This is a genomic window from Vreelandella sp. F11 (assembly GCF_042466685.1).
Lineage (GTDB): Bacteria > Pseudomonadota > Gammaproteobacteria > Pseudomonadales > Halomonadaceae > Vreelandella.
Genome location: NZ_CP170448.1, coordinates 3,983,481 through 4,000,465, shown reverse-complemented (window position 1 = coordinate 4,000,465; position 16,985 = coordinate 3,983,481). Strand labels below are relative to the sequence as shown.

Below are 16,985 nucleotides of genomic sequence, written 5' to 3'. Positions count from 1 at the left end.
CCAATCTCTCTTTTACTCTTACAACCTTACTCTAGGCGTGGAGTGGCACCATGGCCAATTTTCAGCGAATAACTCCTGAGCAGTTGCGTTCACGCTACTGGTTCGATAACCCAGACCACCCCGGCACCACGGCGCTGTGCATTGAGCGCTACCTGAATTACGGTATTACTTTGGATGAACTGACCAGTGGCAAGCCAATTATTGGTATCTGTCAGTCAGGTTCAGATCTAACGCCATGTAACCGCCACCATATTGACCTGGTTAAACGGGTGAAAGACGGCATTCGTGCGGCGGGCGGGGTACCGTTTGAATTCCCCATGCACCCTATTCACGAGAACGTACGGCGCCCCACCGCCGCGCTGGATCGTAATCTTGCCTACTTAGGCATCGTCGAAGTGCTGCACGGCTACCCGTTAGATGGCGTCGTATTGACCACCGGTTGTGATAAAACCACCCCTGCGGCGCTGATGGCGGCGGCAACGGTGAATATTCCGGCGATTGTGCTCTCCGGCGGGCCAATGCTCAACGGCTGGCGGGGCGCTGAGCGGGTCGGCTCGGGGACAATTATCTGGGAGCTTCGCAAGCGGCTGGCAGCGGGAGATATCGACTACGCGGAGTTCCTCTCTCGCGCTAGCGACTCGGCCCCCTCGATTGGCCACTGCAACACCATGGGCACCGCTTCCACCATGAACTCCATGGCGGAAGTGCTGGGCATGAGCCTGCCGGGGTCGGCGGTGATTCCCGCCCCCTATAAAGAGCGCGCCATGGTGGCCTACGATACCGGCACGCGGATTGTCGATATGGTTTGGGAAGACCTGCGCCCGCTGGATATCCTGACCCGTGACGCCTTTGAAAATGCCATCGTCGCATGTTCGGCCCTGGGCGGCTCCTCTAACGCGCCTGTGCATATCAATGCCATCGCCCGCCATGCGGGCATTGAATTGGATAACGACGACTGGCAGCGCCTGGGTCATGAAATCCCTTTGCTTGCCAACGTAATGCCCGCCGGTGCTTTCCTGTGCGAAGAGTTCTACCGCGCCGGTGGTGTGCCCGCGATCCTCCATGAGCTACACACCGCCGGTAAGCTGCACAGCGATGCACTGACGGTGAATGGCTGCTCCATCGGCGATAATCTGCAAGGTCGTGAAACCCAAGACTCTGATGTGATCTGCCGCTATAGCGACCCGCTGGTGGAGCACGCGGGCTTCCTCAACCTCAAGGGTAATCTATTCGATTCGGCGCTGATGAAAACCAGCGTGATCTCCCGGGATTTCCGCGAGCGCTTCCTGAATGACCCCAATGACCCAGAAGCCTTTGAAGGCAAGGTGGTGGTGTTTGATGGCTCAGAAGATTACCACGCCCGCATTGATGACCCGGCGCTCAACATCGACGCCCGTACCATTCTGGTAATGCGCGGCGCTGGCCCGGTAGGCCACCCTGGCGGTGCCGAAGTGGTCAATATGCAGCCGCCGGAGGCGCTTATCAAACAGGGCATCGAATCGCTGCCGTGCCTGGGCGATGGCCGCCAGTCGGGTACTTCCGGCTCACCGTCGATTCTCAATGCCTCCCCGGAAGCGGCTACCGGCGGTGGTTTGGCGCTGCTGGAGAGCGGCGACCGGCTGCGGGTCGATCTTAAACGCGGTGAGGTACAGCTGCTGATTGACGCCAGCGAACTGGAAGCGCGCCGCGAGCGTTTAGCCCAGCAGGGCGGCTACCGTTACCCCGGCCACCAGACCCCTTGGCAGGAGATCCAGCGCAGTATGGTCGAGCCGCTGGATCGCGGCATGACATTGGAACCCGCCACCAAGTACCGCGATGTGGCTCGCCAGCATCCGCCCCGGGATAATCACTGAAGGGGCCGAGCACTAAGATGAGTCGTTTAAGTACTTTGTCCCATCGCCAGCAGGGCCTGCTGCTCACCGCGGGTGGCGCGATCATTATGGCGCCGGATGCCCTGTTGATTAAGGTCGCCAACCTGCCCGATGCAGAGATCCTGATGTGGCGTGGCTTTCTTTCTGGGTTAGGTTTTCTACTGATCGCCCTAATGCGCTATGGCCGTGGCACGCTGGCAGCCTATCGCCGCTGCGGCTGGACAGGCATCGCCGTGGCGCTGCTGTTCAGCCTGACCACCTGTGGCTTCGTGCTGGGCAACCAGTACACCAAAGCGGGCAACGTACTGATGATACTGGCTAGTTCGCCACTGATCGCGGCTGTGCTCTCCTGGATTATCCTCAAGGAGCAACTGCCAAGGCGTACCTGGTTAGCGATATTGCTGTGTATGACAGGTGTTGCTCTGATCGCCCTCGATGACGCGGGCGCAGGCTCTTGGGTCGGCAACGCTTTCGCTTTGATGGCGGCAACCACCCTGGCGATTAACTTTACCCTCTGCCGTACGCGGCCGGGGGTGGATATGAGCCCCATGCTGGTGTTTAACGGCCTTATTGTGGGCAGCACAGCGGGGCTGTTTTGGCTGGCGGGCAGCGAACCAACCCTGCCTGCAGCCAACCAGCTTGCTGTCGTTATCCTGCTCTGCCTGATTATTGTGCCCTGCGGCGTGACGCTGCTGCAGCGCGGGCCGCTCTATCTGCCCTCCGCGGAAGTAGGTTTGCTGATACTGCTGGAAGTGGTGCTGGGTACGCTGTTGGCCTGGTGGATACTGGCAGAGCAGCCCGCGCCAATGGCCATGGTCGGCGGCGCACTGGTGCTGGGCACGCTGAGTGCTAAGGGCCTCTATGAACGGCGGCTTGAAATGAGGATGCGCGCTAGGCTCGAAGCTACCCCGTCGGTAACAGTCGACCGGTCAAGTACGGTATGATTGACAGGAATTGAAATAGGGCCTTATCGCAGTGACGTCATCTCCCAGTAAGCCAGCCGCTCGCCCCAGTATCGCTGAACATCTCGCCGAGGAGATCTTTGGTGGACGCTATCACCCCGGTGACTTAGTACCCCGGGAAATGGATCTATGCGAACGTTTCGCCATTAACCGCTCGGCGGTGCGTAGCGACCTGCGCCAACTGGTCGATGCCGGTATTATCGAACGTATCTCCGGGCACGGCTCCAAGGTGCGCGAGTACTCAGAGTGGCATATTCTTGATGCTCAGGTAACCGACTGGCTGACCCGCTATGCGGCGCCCAACCCGGATATTCAACGCGAAATTCTCGCCTTCCGCCTGGACGTGGAACCCTATGTGGCGATGACCGCCGCCAAGCGGGCCAAGGCGCGTGATTTAGTCGCCATCGAAGAAGCCTTTGAAGGGCTAGGGCAGAATCTGCGCAATGCCACCTGCGAAGAGGAGCGGCGCCTACATAGTGAGTGCGATGTCGCTTTCCACGAGGCGATCTTCAAGGCGACCCACAATATTGTCTGGGCGCAGCTATCACATATCCTACGCCCTTCCATCTACATGCTGATCTCCATGTCCAACGAGAACGCCCCGGATCCTGAAGAGAGCCTGGAGCGCCACCGTCAACTGATGGAGAGTATCCGTCTACGCCGCCCCCGTGAGGCGTTTTTAGCCTCCCAAGCGGTGCTCGCAGGTACTGCCGCGGCGCTAGGGCTTGAGCACAGCGTTAGTTCATTAGGGCGCAGCGTTGAGTTGCCCCATACCGCCCCCTAACTCCTCTTTTCAATGGCAAATACAAAGGCAAGCGTATGTCTGACTTCAACCTCGGCTTAGTGGGCGTAGGTAAAATCGTCCGCGACCAACACCTTCCGGCGATAGCCGCCACCCCGAACTGCGAACTTGTCGCCACGGCGGATCCTTACGCGGAACTACCCGATGTGCCGGCCTATCAGAATCTTGATGCGATGCTAGACGCTCACCCGGAAATCACCGCCGTCTCTATTTGCACGCCAACACATCTGCGCTACTCCCAGGCGCGGGCCGCACTGATGCGCGGCAAGCACGTGTTGCTTGAAAAGCCGCCGGGGGCGACGCTTAGCGAAGTGGAGGACTTGATTGCCACCGCGGCCAAGCAGGGCGTTAGCCTGTTTGCCGCCTGGCATTCGCGGTTTGCTCCCGGCGTGGAGCAGGCTCGGCAGTGGCTAGCCGAACGGCAGGTGCAGCGGGTGGAGATCGAGTGGAAAGAGGATGTGCGGGTATGGCATCCCGGCCAGGCCTGGATCTGGCAGCCCGGTGGCATGGGGGTTTTTGATCCCGGTATTAATGCGCTGTCGATTGCGACTGAAATCCTGCCCCAACCGTTCTTTCTGCAACAGGCGCAGCTGTTGGTGCCGAGCAACGCGCAAACCCCGATTGCCGCGGATCTTACTTTTACCGACCCAGAAGGCGCGTCCATTGAGGCCGCGTTTGACTTTCGCCAGAGTGGCTCTCCCACCTGGGATATGCATATCGACACCGATAAAGGCCGTTTAAGTCTTACTCAGGGTGGCTGCCGATTGGTCATCGATGATGAACTGATCATTGAAGACGAAGAGCGGGAGTACCAAGGCCTCTACGCGCGCTTTGGCGAACTGATCGCAAAAAAACGCAGCGAGGTGGATGTTGCCCCGCTGCGCCAGGTCGCCGATGCGTTTCTATACGGCCATCGTGAGGCTACCGAAGCGTTTATCGAGTGAAGGCTTTATATGGAAATATAAGGTAGCCACGAAGCTATTTTAGTGGCCTCAATCGGATACGATCTTATTTCGCCTTATACAGCTGTCGTAAGCTTGGGGAACGAAGCTATCTTCCCCCACGTCGTCTCGAGCAAACGTAAGAAACTCGCAAAGCGGTGGCAGCATATGGAGGGCTAGCTGATAGGCGTTTAACGTTTCAGTCAGGTAGCGCATATCTTTTTCAGCATTACCAAGACTGAACTGTAACTTCGTGCACTCCTTCTGCAGTACCCACTCCATAACGGGAGCGAGCATCGCGCTGTTGGCTCCCCCTTGTGAGCAGATTTTCAGGAGTTTGTCTTGTGAAACGTCCATGCCAGCCGCCATAGTGGCCGCCTCACTAACTAGAGCAGCAGCCCCTAACGAGAGAAAATTATTAATCAGTTTCAGTTTGTGTGCTGAACCAACCTTACCCACATGAAAAATATTTTCCGCGAAACTTTTCATGACCGGCGTAATACGCGCCACTGTGGAGGCATCGCCACCCACCATGACATTTAGTCGTCCATCTCTGGCTTCACGAGGTGTTCGTGCTAAAGGCGCGTCAACGAGTATCACACCTTGGTGTTCTACGGTTTTCGCAAGGCGCTCAGTTGATTCGGGATGAGCCGTAGAGCAGTCGACAATAATAAGCCCATCATGGCTTCCAACCATTAAACCGTCAGCCCCGCTGACGATTTCTCTAACCTGTTCGGATGTCTTAACGCAGATAAAAACAATATCGCTATTTCTTGCCATCTCTGAGGGAGTGCTAACTTCCGTCGCGCCTTCCTGGCATAGCGCTTCAAGGGGGGATCGATTCCTATGGGCCATAACCGTTAGTGGATAATCGTTACGCACGATATGTCTGGCCATTTCTTTGCCCATTAAGCCGAGCCCAATGAATCCGATGCGTTCTTGTTTCATAGTCGCCTCTGATGAGAGTTGGTTCACCACACCTGAAATATCGCCCACTAGACTCATGCATGAGTGGCTGTTATTGCAGCGCCCGAGGGAAAGTAACCCCCAGACGTTCCGACCAATCGGCTAGAGCTTCGGGAACACCGTCTGGAAGAGGCACGCCCTCCTGCGCATAACGCTTATGGAGGGCAAGCCCACGCTCGCCAGGAATCCGTACTGGAGGGCTACCTTCCGCAACAGGGTTGTTACGGCAGGCATCCACCAAAGCGCCGGTTTCGCGTTTGAAGGCGTCAAGCCCACCAAAGGCTTCTGGATCCATGATCTGCACCATAACAGAGGCACCCCATTGTGAAGGTGCCTGCACACGGCCAAACCCAGCGAGCCCAGACGTTAAGGCTTCCACCATTAGCCCCAGTGCATAACCCTTATGGCCATGGTCAAGCCCACCAATTGGCATGATGCTCCCCTTAGGATCATCGAACAGCACGGTAGGTTGGTCGGTCGCATTGCCCTGGTGATCCTTAAGCCACGGATATGGCAGTTGGCTGTTTTGTTTGTGAAGTCGGCCGACCATGCCATTAGTGGTAATGGATGTGCTGACATCTAACAGAACCGGGCCTGAAGTCGTCGGGTAGCCCACAGCGATAGGGTTAGGGGTGTGGGTCGCTTGCAAACCGCCATACGGGGCAACCGATTTAGTCGCCGGATCGGATGATTCGATCACCACCACGAGGTCTTGATCAGTGGCACGTTTCAGATAGGCCGCCAAGCAGGCGATATGATTTGAGCATCGAATCACGACTGTCCCCGTGCCGCAGGAGCGAGCCATCAAGTCGGCGGTTTCCATTGCTTTAATGATCAACCAGGGGCCGGGAAGATAACGACCATCCCATGTCTGCACGGCAGCGCGTTTGGAGATTACCTCATACTCACCTGACACAGGCATCCGGCCAGACTGAATCTCGCCAAGGTAAGGGGATAGTAGCTGAAGCCCGTGAGTCGTGTGCCCCATCAAATCGCCTTCGACGAGTATCTCGGCAACTGCTTGAGCCTTTTCTTCATCGAGCCCGGCTGCCACAAGTAAAGCGGTGCTGAATTGAGTGATTTCCTGAACGTCGTAATGGTGGCTCATTGTATTTATTCTCCTAAATTTGTTGTTGTCAGGCTCTCTTAGTCATTGCGCCGTCTGAGTTGATTGATTAAGGCGCTATGGTCTAACTCGCCATCCCCTTGATCGACGAGCTCTTCAAAAAGTGTGTTGACCAACGACGAAACCGGTAGTTTAAGATGTAGCGTGTCGGCAAAAGCCATCGCGGTCTGGGTATCTTTCAATTGCCATTTCGCTGGTCCACCCGGGGTAAAGTTTTCCTGAATCATACGTTGCCCGTGTATACGCAAAATGGTCGAGTCAGCAAACCCACCTTCAAGCGCACTGAGCATTCGCTCTGGGTTTGCCCCACCCTGTTCTGCCAATAGTATGGCTTCTGCCACGGTAGCAATGGTGTTGGCCACAATCATTTGATTGGCGAGCTTAGCCAGTTCCCCGCTACCTGCAGGGCCAACATGGACGGGCCTGCCGAGAGATAAGAGAGTGGGTTCTACTGCCTTAAAACTTACGGCATCGCCGCCCACCATAATGGCCAGCGTGCCGTCGATCGCTCCCTGCTCACCGCCAGAAACCGGCGCATCAAGGTAATTAATCTGACTCTTGGCGGCTTCTTCTGCTTGACGGCGAGCGGTTTCGACAGGTATTGAACTCATGACAATAAGTGTGGTGTCGCGCTGCATGGCATTGAGCAGACCGTTAGGGCCCAGCAGCATTTCATCACACACAGGCCCAGAGCTAAGCATAACGATAACGACATCGCTTTCGGCAACGGCTTCTTCGGGCTTTTCTACGAGTGTGGCACCCACCGACTCTAAACGGTTGGCTTTGCTTTTTGTTCTATTCCAGACAAGCACTTGGTGTCCTGCATGTGCCAAGCGTGCTGCCATCGGCGCACCCATAATGCCCGTGCCAATAAATCCGATAGTACGTGACGTTGTCATTATTCGTTCCTCTATCTAGATGAGCCCGTCAAGGCTTCCCGTAATCCTTGCTTAGCAGGTCGATACATTGCTTCAATTGAAGAGATGGGGCATCCACGTTCGTTATTTGTTGTTAGCGCAGGTAAAGCGGTATATCGATATCACCTGATTCTCGGAAGTTAATCAGCCGGTCGAGCACCTTGGATTCTGAACGCTCTAAATGGGTTGCCAGGGCTTTGCCTGCTTGCGCAGGTTGTTGCAGGCGAATTTTTTCAAATATCCATAAATGTTCATCGAAGAAAGGGTCTTGATCGGGAAGCTTTAGTACTCGTCCAAGCAGGTGTTTACTGACTAATAAGATAGGATGCGTGCGCCGGAGCATATTCATGACCTCCTGGTTATCACCTAAACTAACGGCGGTATGATGGAGATCATTTTCTAACTCATCTAGTAGCTCCCCTTTTATATCCGGATAGCTCTCAGCAGCGTGTTTGAGTTTGGTGATATAGCCTTTAATGGCACTTTCTGGCATATGTTGTGTGGCCCGCGCAATCATATAAGGCTCTAATTGGCGACGTGCTTCATAAAGATTATGTAACCGCTGATCATTAAGAGGCACCACGCTCCAGCTATTATATTTAATCTTCTCGACTAAACCGATAGACTGTAAATAGAGCAAGATTTGATGAGTGACCGTGCGGCTGACATTAAGCGTTTTGGAAAGCTGCAGCTCATTGAGTTCAAACGCACCCTTAATCGAACATAAAACGATGTCATGTTCAACGCTGTCGATATGCGCCCGCCAAGAAACGATACGATCTACTTTTGGGGCATGGCCGAGTTGTTTGAAATCATGCTCACTGAGCGCACGTCGCACTACCTCACCTGGCGATGCGCCTACTAAATAGCCGCGCCCCTCGAAACGGCAGATATACTGCTCTTCGTGCAACCGGCTTAATGTTTGCCGAACGGGCGAGCGGCTAATACCAAACAGCTCAGCTATATTTCCCTCAAGCAGTACTAAACCGGGTTCAAGACGTTTCCCAACAATACTCTGCTTAAGAGCCGTGTAGAGTTGGTCGCGCAGCGTTTGTGTCATAGTCAGTTAATTGCTCTTTAATGGGAGTTTAGGTGACGGCACCTACCAGCCATGGAACGAATTCATTATTACCGTAACCCAGTGATTCGCTGGCGCTCATATCGCCTGAAGCGATGGCAATAATGCGCTCAAAAATCTGCTCTCCAACACTCTCTACACTGTCAGTGCCATCAACAATAACGCCACAGTTTATATCCATGTCTTCATGCATTTTCTCATACATGGAGGTATTCGTTGCGAGCTTAAGGCAGGGGGCGGGTTTGAAGCCTGAGACTGAACCTCGTCCAGTGGTAAAGCAGACTACGTTAGAACCGGAGGCGATTTGACCCGTGACCGAAATCGGGTCATAGCCAGGGCTATCCATAAAGTTAAAACCGCGCGTTGTCATCTTCTCAGCATACAGCAGCACGTCGTTAAGACTCGACGTTCCACCTTTAGCTACTGCGCCCAATGATTTCTCAAGGATAGTTGATAGCCCACCCGCTTTATTGCCTGGGGAAGGGTTGTTGTTTAGCTCAGCGCCATTTATCTCAGTGTAATGTTTCCACCAGGTGATCCGGTCGAGTAGTTTCTGTGCGACGCTCTCATTAATGGAGCGGTCTATCAGGAGGTTTTCAGCGCCATAGATTTCGGGGGTTTCGGCGAGTATAACGCTGCCACCATGTTGCACGATAAGGTCGGCGGCATGGCCCAAAGCTGGGTTCGCGGTAATACCTGAGTAGCCGTCTGACCCGCCACACTGCAAGGCAACCACTAAGTGCTCAAGGGGCGCAGGTGCACGCTGCTGTTGGCCGTGTTGGGTGGCCATTTGCATGATGTGATCACAGGCCGTTTTGATGCTAGTGCGTGTCCCTCCCGCGTCTTGAATATTAAAGTAAGCCAGCCGCGAGGCATCTTCCAACCCCTTTCTTTTGACTAATGTTTTGACCTGGTTGGTCTCACAACCCAGGCCAATGATGAGTACAAAAGCAAAGTTGGGGTGCTGGGCATACCCCGCGATAACACGCTCAAGAAAGGCAAAACCTTCTGAGTCAGTATTCATGGCGCAACCAGAACCATGGGTAATGGCCACTACACCATCGAACCCCATTTGGCTTAATTCCCCAGACTGATTGAGCACGTCCGCAGCGGCTTTAGCCACCGTGGCAGAACAGTTCACGGTAGAGAGAATACCAATATAGTTACGCGTTCCCACGCTACCATCAGCCCGTTGGTAGCCCTGAAACGTCCGTGAATGGCTAACGGTGACGGTTTTTTGATGGGGCTGAAAATCTTCTAAAGAAGAGCTGAGTTCAATCATGGTGAGGTTGTGGGTGTGCACATGCTCACCAGGATTAATATCCCGTGCAGCCAGCCCAATCAGTTGGCCATATTTAAAAACGGCCTCGCCATTTTTGATATGTGTGAGCGCAACTTTATGTCCCGCATCAATATTTTCTTGAGCAAGCGTGCCCTGTTTATCAATGGGAATATCTTTTGGAACTGCTTTTGAGGCAACGCCTACGTTATCCCGCGGATTGAGATGAATAATAACTGACGGGGAATTAATGAGATTCATCGTTTACCTCAAGCTGATTATTGGGCTTTTGTTGCAAGGGCCAGGCGCAAGCTTAAAAGCGATCATTGTGGGTGCACTCTAGCAAGTCGGCCGCGTACGTCGATTAGACTATTGTTCTATATAATGTTCATTGAGCGCAATGGTCATCTAGTCTAGATTGCTTTCATACACCCGGCCCACAATGCTAATTGCCGATCGCACTCAGTTGGAAGGCCAGCTCACCATTACGCTGCAGGACAGCAATCCCCTGAAGGTAATCCGCTTGGTGGATGGGCAGCGTGAGCAACCCCATATTTGAGCCGCCGTTCACAGTTTTGCTAGGCGTTTTTGTAAAGGCCTTGGCAGCTGCAAAATACATTACTAGACTGTTGTAATGCAGTCATACTGTATGACACCTTGAGTGAAGAGATTGCTGGGTTCACGAGCAAAACAATAATGAGAAATGACAATGCCCCACATAATCAATTATTTAACAAAAATTCAGTTCGGTGAAAGCACTATTGCTGAATTAGCCAATGAGCTGCAATTGCTGAAGATAAAACGACCGTTGTTTGTGACTGATAAGGGGCTCAGTGCTACCCCTCTTATCACACACGTTATTGAGTCTGCTCAGCTTGATGATGGCGCATGTGTGTTCGATGATACGCCGTCCAACCCTACGGAAGTAGCGGTGGAGCAAGCGCTTACTTACCTGCGTGAAAGCAAATGTGACGGCATTATTGCCGTTGGCGGTGGTTCCAGCATTGATTTAGCTAAAGCGGTCGCCTTACTTTTTAATCATCCTGGGCCGTTACGCCAATACGCTGCGATTGAAGGCGGCGTAACAAAAATTAAAGCCGATGTGCTGCCATTAATAGCAATACCGACAACGGCAGGAACCGGTAGTGAGGTGGGAAGAGCCTCATTGATTACCATGAAAGACAACCGCAAACTTGGCTTTCTCTCTCCTTACCTGATTCCTTCGGTCGCTATTTGTGACCCTCGTTTGACGCTAGGTCTACCACCTTTTTTGACCGCCGCCACGGGTATGGATGCGATTGCTCACTGCGTTGAAACCTTTTTAAGCCCCAAAGTGAATCCTCCGGCTGAAGCGATTGCTTTGGATGGGCTGACGCGCGCTAGCAAACATCTAGTAGAGGCAGTTGAAAACGGCGAAAACTTAACGGCGAGAAATGAAATGATGATGGCGGCCCTTGAAGGCGCCATGGCTTTTCAGAAAGGGCTGGGAGCAGTGCACTCCTTATCTCATGCATTAGGCGGCCTGCACGAACTAAAACTTCATCACGGTACGCTCAATGCTGTGTTGATGCCGACTGTTCTAAGGTTTAACCACCCCGGCTGTGAGGAAAAATATGCTTGCCTCAAAGACGCGATGGGTCTCAATCCTAGCGACGATTTAGCTGAAGCATTTGAAAAGCTCAATGTGAAATTGGGAATGCCTGCTAGCTTGAGCGAAATGGGCGTCATGGAAGAGCACTTGGATCAACTAGCTCAGTGGGCATTGGAAGATCATTCCACGGCGACCAATCCGCGCGCGCCCTCTAAGGAAGACTTTTATAACATGCTCAAAGAAGCTTTCTGATAAATAGAGTTCTGTCCACTTAATAGTGCGTAAAGGAGGCTTTTGATAAGAAAAACGTAAAGTAATAAAGCATGCAGTTCAAAAAAAGATAATCAATTGTAAGCAATACATTACTAAAGGAAAATGAATATGATAATTACAAACCATTCCCTTAAAACTATTTTTGCTTCAAGTATAGCAGCAGCTGTTATGACAGCGTCTGGCTCTGCCCTTGCGGATTACCCTGAACGCCCCCTTACGTTGATTGTGCCTTGGGCTGCTGGTGGTGGCACTGATGCGACGGCGCGAACTATCGCTCGTGCTCTGGAAGAAGAGCTGGGGCAGAACGTCAATGTTGTCAACCGAACAGGGGGCAGTGGCGTTGTTGGTCATACCGCCATGATTAATGCTGAGCCGGATGGTTATACGATTGGCTTGGCTACTGGCGAAGTTAACATGATGCATTGGTTGGGTTTAACGAACCTTACGTATGAAGACTTTACGCCTATTGCTCAAATCAACTATGACTTTCCAGGCATACAGGTAGCAGCAGACTCCCCTTATGAAACCCTTGAAGAGCTCCTTGAAGCGATACGCTCTGAGCCTAAAGGCACGTTTACTGCTTCGGGTACTGGCCAAGGCGGTGTGTGGCATCTAGCTTTTGCTGGCTTTTTGATGGATCAAGGTATTCCCGCCGACCAAGTGACTTGGATTCCTAGTGAAGGAGCAGCACCAGCGATGACTGAGCTGGTTTCTGGGGGGATTGATATTGTACCAAGCTCGGTGCCTGAAGCCCGCTCAATGATCGAGGCCGGTCGCGTTAAGAGCTTTGCGGTAATGTCTCCAGAGCGTATCCCCAGCTTTCCTGATGTGCCCACCACTAATGAAGTAATCGGCAGTAGCTATCAAGTAGGTGAGTGGCGCGGAATCGCCGGTCCTCAAGGTATGGATCCGGACGTGGTGGCAACGCTCGAATCAGCCCTTGAAGCCGCCTACAACAGTGATACGTATCAGGAGTTCATGAATCAGCAAGGTTTTGGTACTGAATGGCGCAACGCTGAAGAGTTTGGCCAGCTTATGCAAGATATGGACGACGTTTTCGGTGAAATCGTCGAACAGGTGGGGCTGGCTAACTAATAGGCTTGCTCTCTTCTCTTGCCTGTCGGGGAAAGAGAGACCCGCTCGAAAGTCACTGACCGTAACGCGATCGCACTAAAGAGAAGTTGGTTTTAGCGGTAACGGTCAGTGACTGTGTTGCCTGGGTCTATGGTGTGAGTCATCGCTATTGACTGTCAGGTGCAGGAGTGAATAACCGTCCACGTCTCTAGAGGAGCCAAAGGATGCAGGTACCTACCAACACATTCAAGCAGGCGTTGACCCAGCAAGCCCCGATGTGGGGCTGCTGGGCCGGATTTGCCACGGGTTACGCCACCGAAATCGTTGCCAGCACAGGATTCGATTGGTTATTGATCGATGGTGAGCATGCACCTAACACGCTCCCTTCCATCCTGGCCCAGCTACAGGCGGTAGCCCCTTATTCGACGGCGCCGGTGGTTCGTAGCGTTAATCAGGATCCGGCGCTGATCAAGCAGTTGCTCGACATCGGTGCACAAACGCTGATGATACCGATGGTGGAGAGCGGTGATCAGGCGGCCGCGCTGGTGCGGGCAACCCGCTATCCTCCGCACGGGATACGCGGCGTTGGCGGTGGGGTCGTGCGTGCTACACGCTGGGATGGCGTGGACGACTACTTGAACAAAGCACATGAGTCCCTTTGCCTGATCGTCCAGGTGGAGTCCCCCAAAGGCGTCGATCAGGTAGAGGCTATCACAGCAACCGAAGGTGTAGACGCCGTGTTTATTGGGCCAGCAGATCTTTCGGTTGGAATGGGCTATCCCGGAAATCCGACCCATCCCAACGTTCAACGCGCCATCGAAAGGATCATTCGAACGGCACTCGACGCGGGCAAACCGGTAGGAATTTTAGCACCGGTCGAAGAGGACGCCCGCCGCTACCAGAAGCTTGGCTGCCAGTTTATTGCCGTCGGAATCGATATCAGCCTGCTTCGACAAGGAGCACTTGCCACCATTGGCCGATACAAGGAGCAGCCCGCTGAGCGCCCATCAAGAACTTATTAAGCCTGTTATTTGGCTGGGCGGATATTGATGCCGTAAGTATGAAAAACGTGTGACAAGAACAACTAAACAGACGGTAAATATTTAAGGATTTTCATCATGAACAAGATCAGTGCCAGATTCCAAATCCTTCGTTACTCGCTTTTGACAGCGATAATCGCGTTAGTGTCTACCTCGGCTTTTGCCGATTACCCCGAACGTCCTCTTACCTTGATCGTGCCCTGGGCTGCCGGCGGGGGAACGGATGCAACGGCACGCACCATTGCTCGGGCCTTGGAAGAGCAATTGGGGCAAAACGTCAACGTGGTGAATCGCACCGGCGGTAGTGGTGTCGTGGGCCATACCGCCATGCTCAACGCGGCACCTGATGGCTATACCATCGGCTTGGCCACCGTCGAGGTCAATACCATGCACTGGCTGGGGTTGACGGATCTGACGTACGAAGATCTTACCCCCATCGCGCAAATCAACTACGACTCTCCCGGCATCCAGGTAGCCACCGACGGAGCGTTTGAAAGTCTTAATGCGATGATGGAAGCCATTCGTACTGAGCCTAAAGGCAGCCTCACCGCGTCGGGAACCGGGCAGGGTGGCATCTGGCATCTCGCCTTTGCGGGCTTTTTGATGGATCAGGATATTCCTGCCGATCAGGTTATCTGGATCCCCAGCGAAGGCTCGGCGCCCGCGATGACAGAGTTGGCATCTGGAGGGATTGATATTGTTTCTACGTCGGTGCCTGAGGCTCGTTCGATGATTGAGGCGGGACGTGTAAAAAGCTTTGCCGTCATGGCCCCAGAGCGTCTTTCAGCCTTCCCAGATATTCCTACTACCAACGAACTTGTGGGTAGTGACTACCAAGTCGGTGCGTGGCGAGGAATCGTTGGTCCTCAAGGAATGGACGCAGAGGTTGTCGCAACGCTTGAGTCAGCGCTCGAGGCTGCTTATCAAAGTGACACGTACCAGGATTTCATGGAACAGCGAGGGTTTGGAACCGTGTGGCGTAACGCGGAAGAGTTCGGCCAGCTGATGCAAGAGATGGATACGGTGCTAGGCGAAATCGTCGAACAAGTTGGCTTGGCTAACTAAGGAGTGACCATGAGGGATTTGTTTACCGGGTTAGCGTTTGTTATTGCCGGGATCGCAACGATCGTCACGGCCCAGAAATTTCCGACGCTACCCAGCCTTCAGTATGGGCCCTCGCTTTTCCCTTCAATTGTTGGAGCGGGATTTTGTCTCGGGGGTGCGCTCCTGGCGGCAAATACATTATGGAATAGAAAAAGGGTGTTGGCTCCACAAGCATCGACGGAGGCCACTACCCTGAAAGAGCCCTCCTCAGGAAAATCCGGTTTGGCAATGCTGCTACCGCCCATCGCCATTGTCTTTTACATCTTCGCCAGCGGCTACCTGGGTGCGATGATTACGATGGCGGTCATCATGTTTGTCCTGATGATCATGAGAAAAACTGTCCCCTGGGTGGCGCTAGTTGCCTCGTTACTAGTGGCTCTAGCGATCTATTTCATTTTTTCACACTACTTGCTTATTCCATTGCCGCAAGGAGTTCTTCTAGAGGGACGTCTGCCATGGATATTCTGATGAATGGAGTCGGCCTGGTTTTGAATTTTGAGACCCTGTTGGTCATCTTGCTGGCGTCGCTTTTCGGCATATTTGTTGGTGCCGTGCCGGGGCTTACGGCAACGATGGCCGTTGCCCTACTGGTGCCTTTGACATTCTATATGGACACCATTCCCGCCATCGCCGCCATTGTCACAACGTCGGCCATGGCGATCTTTGCTGGCGATATACCCGGTACTTACCTGAACATACCCGGTACACCTGCCTCTGCTGCCTATGTCGGGGAATCGTATGCACTAGCCAAGAAGGGAAGGGCACGCGAGGCGTTGGGCATCAACCTTGCCTGCTCTGTCTTTGGCGGTATTTTCGGCACTCTCGTCTTGATCGTGGTGGCGCAGTCGCTTGCTGAAGTCGCGTTGCAATTCAGTGCCTTTGAATACTTCTGGCTGGCAATACTGGGGTTGAGCTGCTCAATATTCATCTCCGTCGGCTCCCGAATAAAAGCTTTTCTATCGCTGCTCTTTGGCATTTTGCTATCGACGGTCGGTCTGGACATGATGAGCGGCGCGCCGCGTTTCACCTTCGGCGTGCCCGATCTAATGGCGGGCATCAACTTCATTCCGGTCATGATCGGCATGTTCGCACTCAATGAACTGATGAGCTATTACGGCTCCAAGTCCGAGAAAAAGACCATCAGCGTTGTCGATCAGGACAGCGTGTTTCACAACGTGCCTGGTCACATGAAGCGTTACTGGCGCAACATGGTGCGTGGCAGCTCGATAGGTACACTGATTGGGGCATTGCCCGGCGCGGGAGCCGATATCGCGGCCTGGATCTCCTACGGCGTGGGTAAGGGACGATCCAAGGAAAAAGAGAAATATGGTACGGGTAATATCGAAGGCATCGTGGATGCTAGTTCCGCCAATAACTCGGGTATCAGCGGTGCATGGGTACCTGCGCTTGTGTTCGGCATCCCAGGTGATTCCATTACGGCTATCGTTATTGGCGTTTTGTACATGAAGGGAATGAACCCCGGTCCGACTATCTTTATGGATGGCAGTGGCTTGATCTACGCGCTGTTCATCGTGTTCATCCTGGCCAACCTGATGATGCTGCCTATCGGATACATTGCGATTCGGCTTTCCAAGCTCTTTATCCTCACGCCCAGTCGAATACTTATGCCGGTTATACTCTGTTTTTGTGTGGTAGGCGCCTTTGCCATCAACAACAGTATCGTCGATGTCTGGCTGATGTTGATTGTAGGACTAGTAGCCTATGTTCTGGCAGTCAATGACTTCCCCATGGCGCCGGCCATACTGGGGCTGGTGCTAGGATCCGTGGTCGAGAACAACTTTATGAGCGCAATGCTGCGTACAGGGGGAGATCTGACGAGCTTCTTTGCACGTCCGATCAGTGCAGGCCTGGGTATCGCCGTGATACTCCTGTGGTGTTCACCGCTTCTGATCAAAGCGTATCGTTACCTGCAGACAAAGTCTCAGCACTCTTCGGCGTAA

At 53.4% G+C, this 16,985-nt stretch carries 16 protein-coding genes; 10 read left to right on the top strand and 6 right to left on the bottom strand.

From position 1 onward, the window contains the following. Positions 1 to 50: 50 nt before the first annotated feature. Genes ACFIOZ_RS18320 through ACFIOZ_RS18305 form a run of 4 tightly spaced genes read left to right on the top strand, consistent with a single transcriptional unit; the run spans position 51 to position 4,579 of the window. The gene (locus ACFIOZ_RS18320) at positions 51 to 1,853 is read left to right on the top strand and encodes an IlvD/Edd family dehydratase (RefSeq protein WP_386080240.1); all 1,803 of its coding nucleotides are present in this window, start codon (positions 51 to 53) and stop codon (positions 1,851 to 1,853) included. Positions 1,854 to 1,870: 17 nt separating this feature from the next. Further along, on the top strand, positions 1,871 to 2,815 hold the full coding sequence (locus tag ACFIOZ_RS18315; protein ID WP_386080238.1) for a DMT family transporter: 945 nt from the start codon (positions 1,871 to 1,873) through the stop codon (positions 2,813 to 2,815). Between the two features lie 31 nt (positions 2,816 to 2,846). After that, a complete protein-coding gene (locus ACFIOZ_RS18310; protein WP_088701807.1) occupies positions 2,847 to 3,617 on the top strand; it encodes a FadR/GntR family transcriptional regulator in 771 nt (256 codons plus the stop codon). 35 nt (positions 3,618 to 3,652) lie between these two features. After that, entirely contained in the window at positions 3,653 to 4,579 is a 927-nt protein-coding gene (locus ACFIOZ_RS18305; RefSeq protein WP_386080237.1) for a Gfo/Idh/MocA family protein, read from the top strand. Positions 4,580 to 4,627: 48 nt separating this feature from the next. Here ACFIOZ_RS18305 and ACFIOZ_RS18300 read toward each other — a convergent pair whose 3' ends face one another. The 6 genes from ACFIOZ_RS18300 to ACFIOZ_RS18275 form a co-directional block, all read right to left on the bottom strand. Further along, the gene (locus ACFIOZ_RS18300) at positions 4,628 to 5,524 is read right to left on the bottom strand and encodes an NAD(P)-dependent oxidoreductase (protein WP_386080236.1); all 897 of its coding nucleotides are present in this window, start codon (positions 5,522 to 5,524) and stop codon (positions 4,628 to 4,630) included. Between the two features lie 70 nt (positions 5,525 to 5,594). Continuing rightward, entirely contained in the window at positions 5,595 to 6,650 is a 1,056-nt protein-coding gene (locus ACFIOZ_RS18295; protein WP_386080234.1) for an Ldh family oxidoreductase, read from the bottom strand. A 38-nt stretch (positions 6,651 to 6,688) separates the two neighbouring features. Next, complete coding sequence (locus ACFIOZ_RS18290) at positions 6,689 to 7,567, bottom strand: NAD(P)-dependent oxidoreductase (protein WP_386080233.1); 879 nt, start codon at positions 7,565 to 7,567, stop codon at positions 6,689 to 6,691. Positions 7,568 to 7,679: 112 nt separating this feature from the next. Beyond that, positions 7,680 to 8,645, bottom strand: coding sequence for a GntR family transcriptional regulator (locus ACFIOZ_RS18285; protein ID WP_386080231.1), 966 nt, complete (start codon positions 8,643 to 8,645; stop codon positions 7,680 to 7,682). Positions 8,646 to 8,673: 28 nt separating this feature from the next. Further along, entirely contained in the window at positions 8,674 to 10,203 is a 1,530-nt protein-coding gene (locus tag ACFIOZ_RS18280) for a UxaA family hydrolase (protein ID WP_386080229.1), read from the bottom strand. A gap of 184 nt (positions 10,204 to 10,387) precedes the next feature. Continuing rightward, positions 10,388 to 10,561, bottom strand: coding sequence for a hypothetical protein (locus ACFIOZ_RS18275; protein ID WP_386080227.1), 174 nt, complete (start codon positions 10,559 to 10,561; stop codon positions 10,388 to 10,390). 90 nt (positions 10,562 to 10,651) lie between these two features. Between ACFIOZ_RS18275 and ACFIOZ_RS18270 the strand changes: the two genes are divergently transcribed. From ACFIOZ_RS18270 to ACFIOZ_RS18245, 6 genes are all read left to right on the top strand, one after another. Next, complete coding sequence (locus ACFIOZ_RS18270) at positions 10,652 to 11,785, top strand: iron-containing alcohol dehydrogenase (RefSeq protein WP_386080226.1); 1,134 nt, start codon at positions 10,652 to 10,654, stop codon at positions 11,783 to 11,785. A 189-nt stretch (positions 11,786 to 11,974) separates the two neighbouring features. Next, positions 11,975 to 12,901 carry a tripartite tricarboxylate transporter substrate binding protein gene (locus tag ACFIOZ_RS18265; RefSeq protein ID WP_386080224.1) on the top strand — a complete coding sequence of 309 codons (927 nt, stop codon included), beginning with the start codon at positions 11,975 to 11,977 and terminating at the stop codon, positions 12,899 to 12,901. A gap of 203 nt (positions 12,902 to 13,104) precedes the next feature. Beyond that, positions 13,105 to 13,902, top strand: coding sequence for an HpcH/HpaI aldolase family protein (locus ACFIOZ_RS18260; protein WP_386080223.1), 798 nt, complete (start codon positions 13,105 to 13,107; stop codon positions 13,900 to 13,902). Positions 13,903 to 13,998: 96 nt separating this feature from the next. After that, complete coding sequence (locus tag ACFIOZ_RS18255) at positions 13,999 to 14,985, top strand: tripartite tricarboxylate transporter substrate binding protein (protein WP_386080221.1); 987 nt, start codon at positions 13,999 to 14,001, stop codon at positions 14,983 to 14,985. A 9-nt stretch (positions 14,986 to 14,994) separates the two neighbouring features. After that, complete coding sequence (locus ACFIOZ_RS18250) at positions 14,995 to 15,492, top strand: tripartite tricarboxylate transporter TctB family protein (RefSeq protein ID WP_386080219.1); 498 nt, start codon at positions 14,995 to 14,997, stop codon at positions 15,490 to 15,492. Next, positions 15,480 to 16,985: a tripartite tricarboxylate transporter permease gene (locus ACFIOZ_RS18245; protein WP_386080218.1), complete on the top strand. Its 1,506-nt coding sequence runs from the start codon at positions 15,480 to 15,482 to the stop codon at positions 16,983 to 16,985. Before ACFIOZ_RS18250 ends, ACFIOZ_RS18245 begins: the two co-directional genes overlap by 13 nt.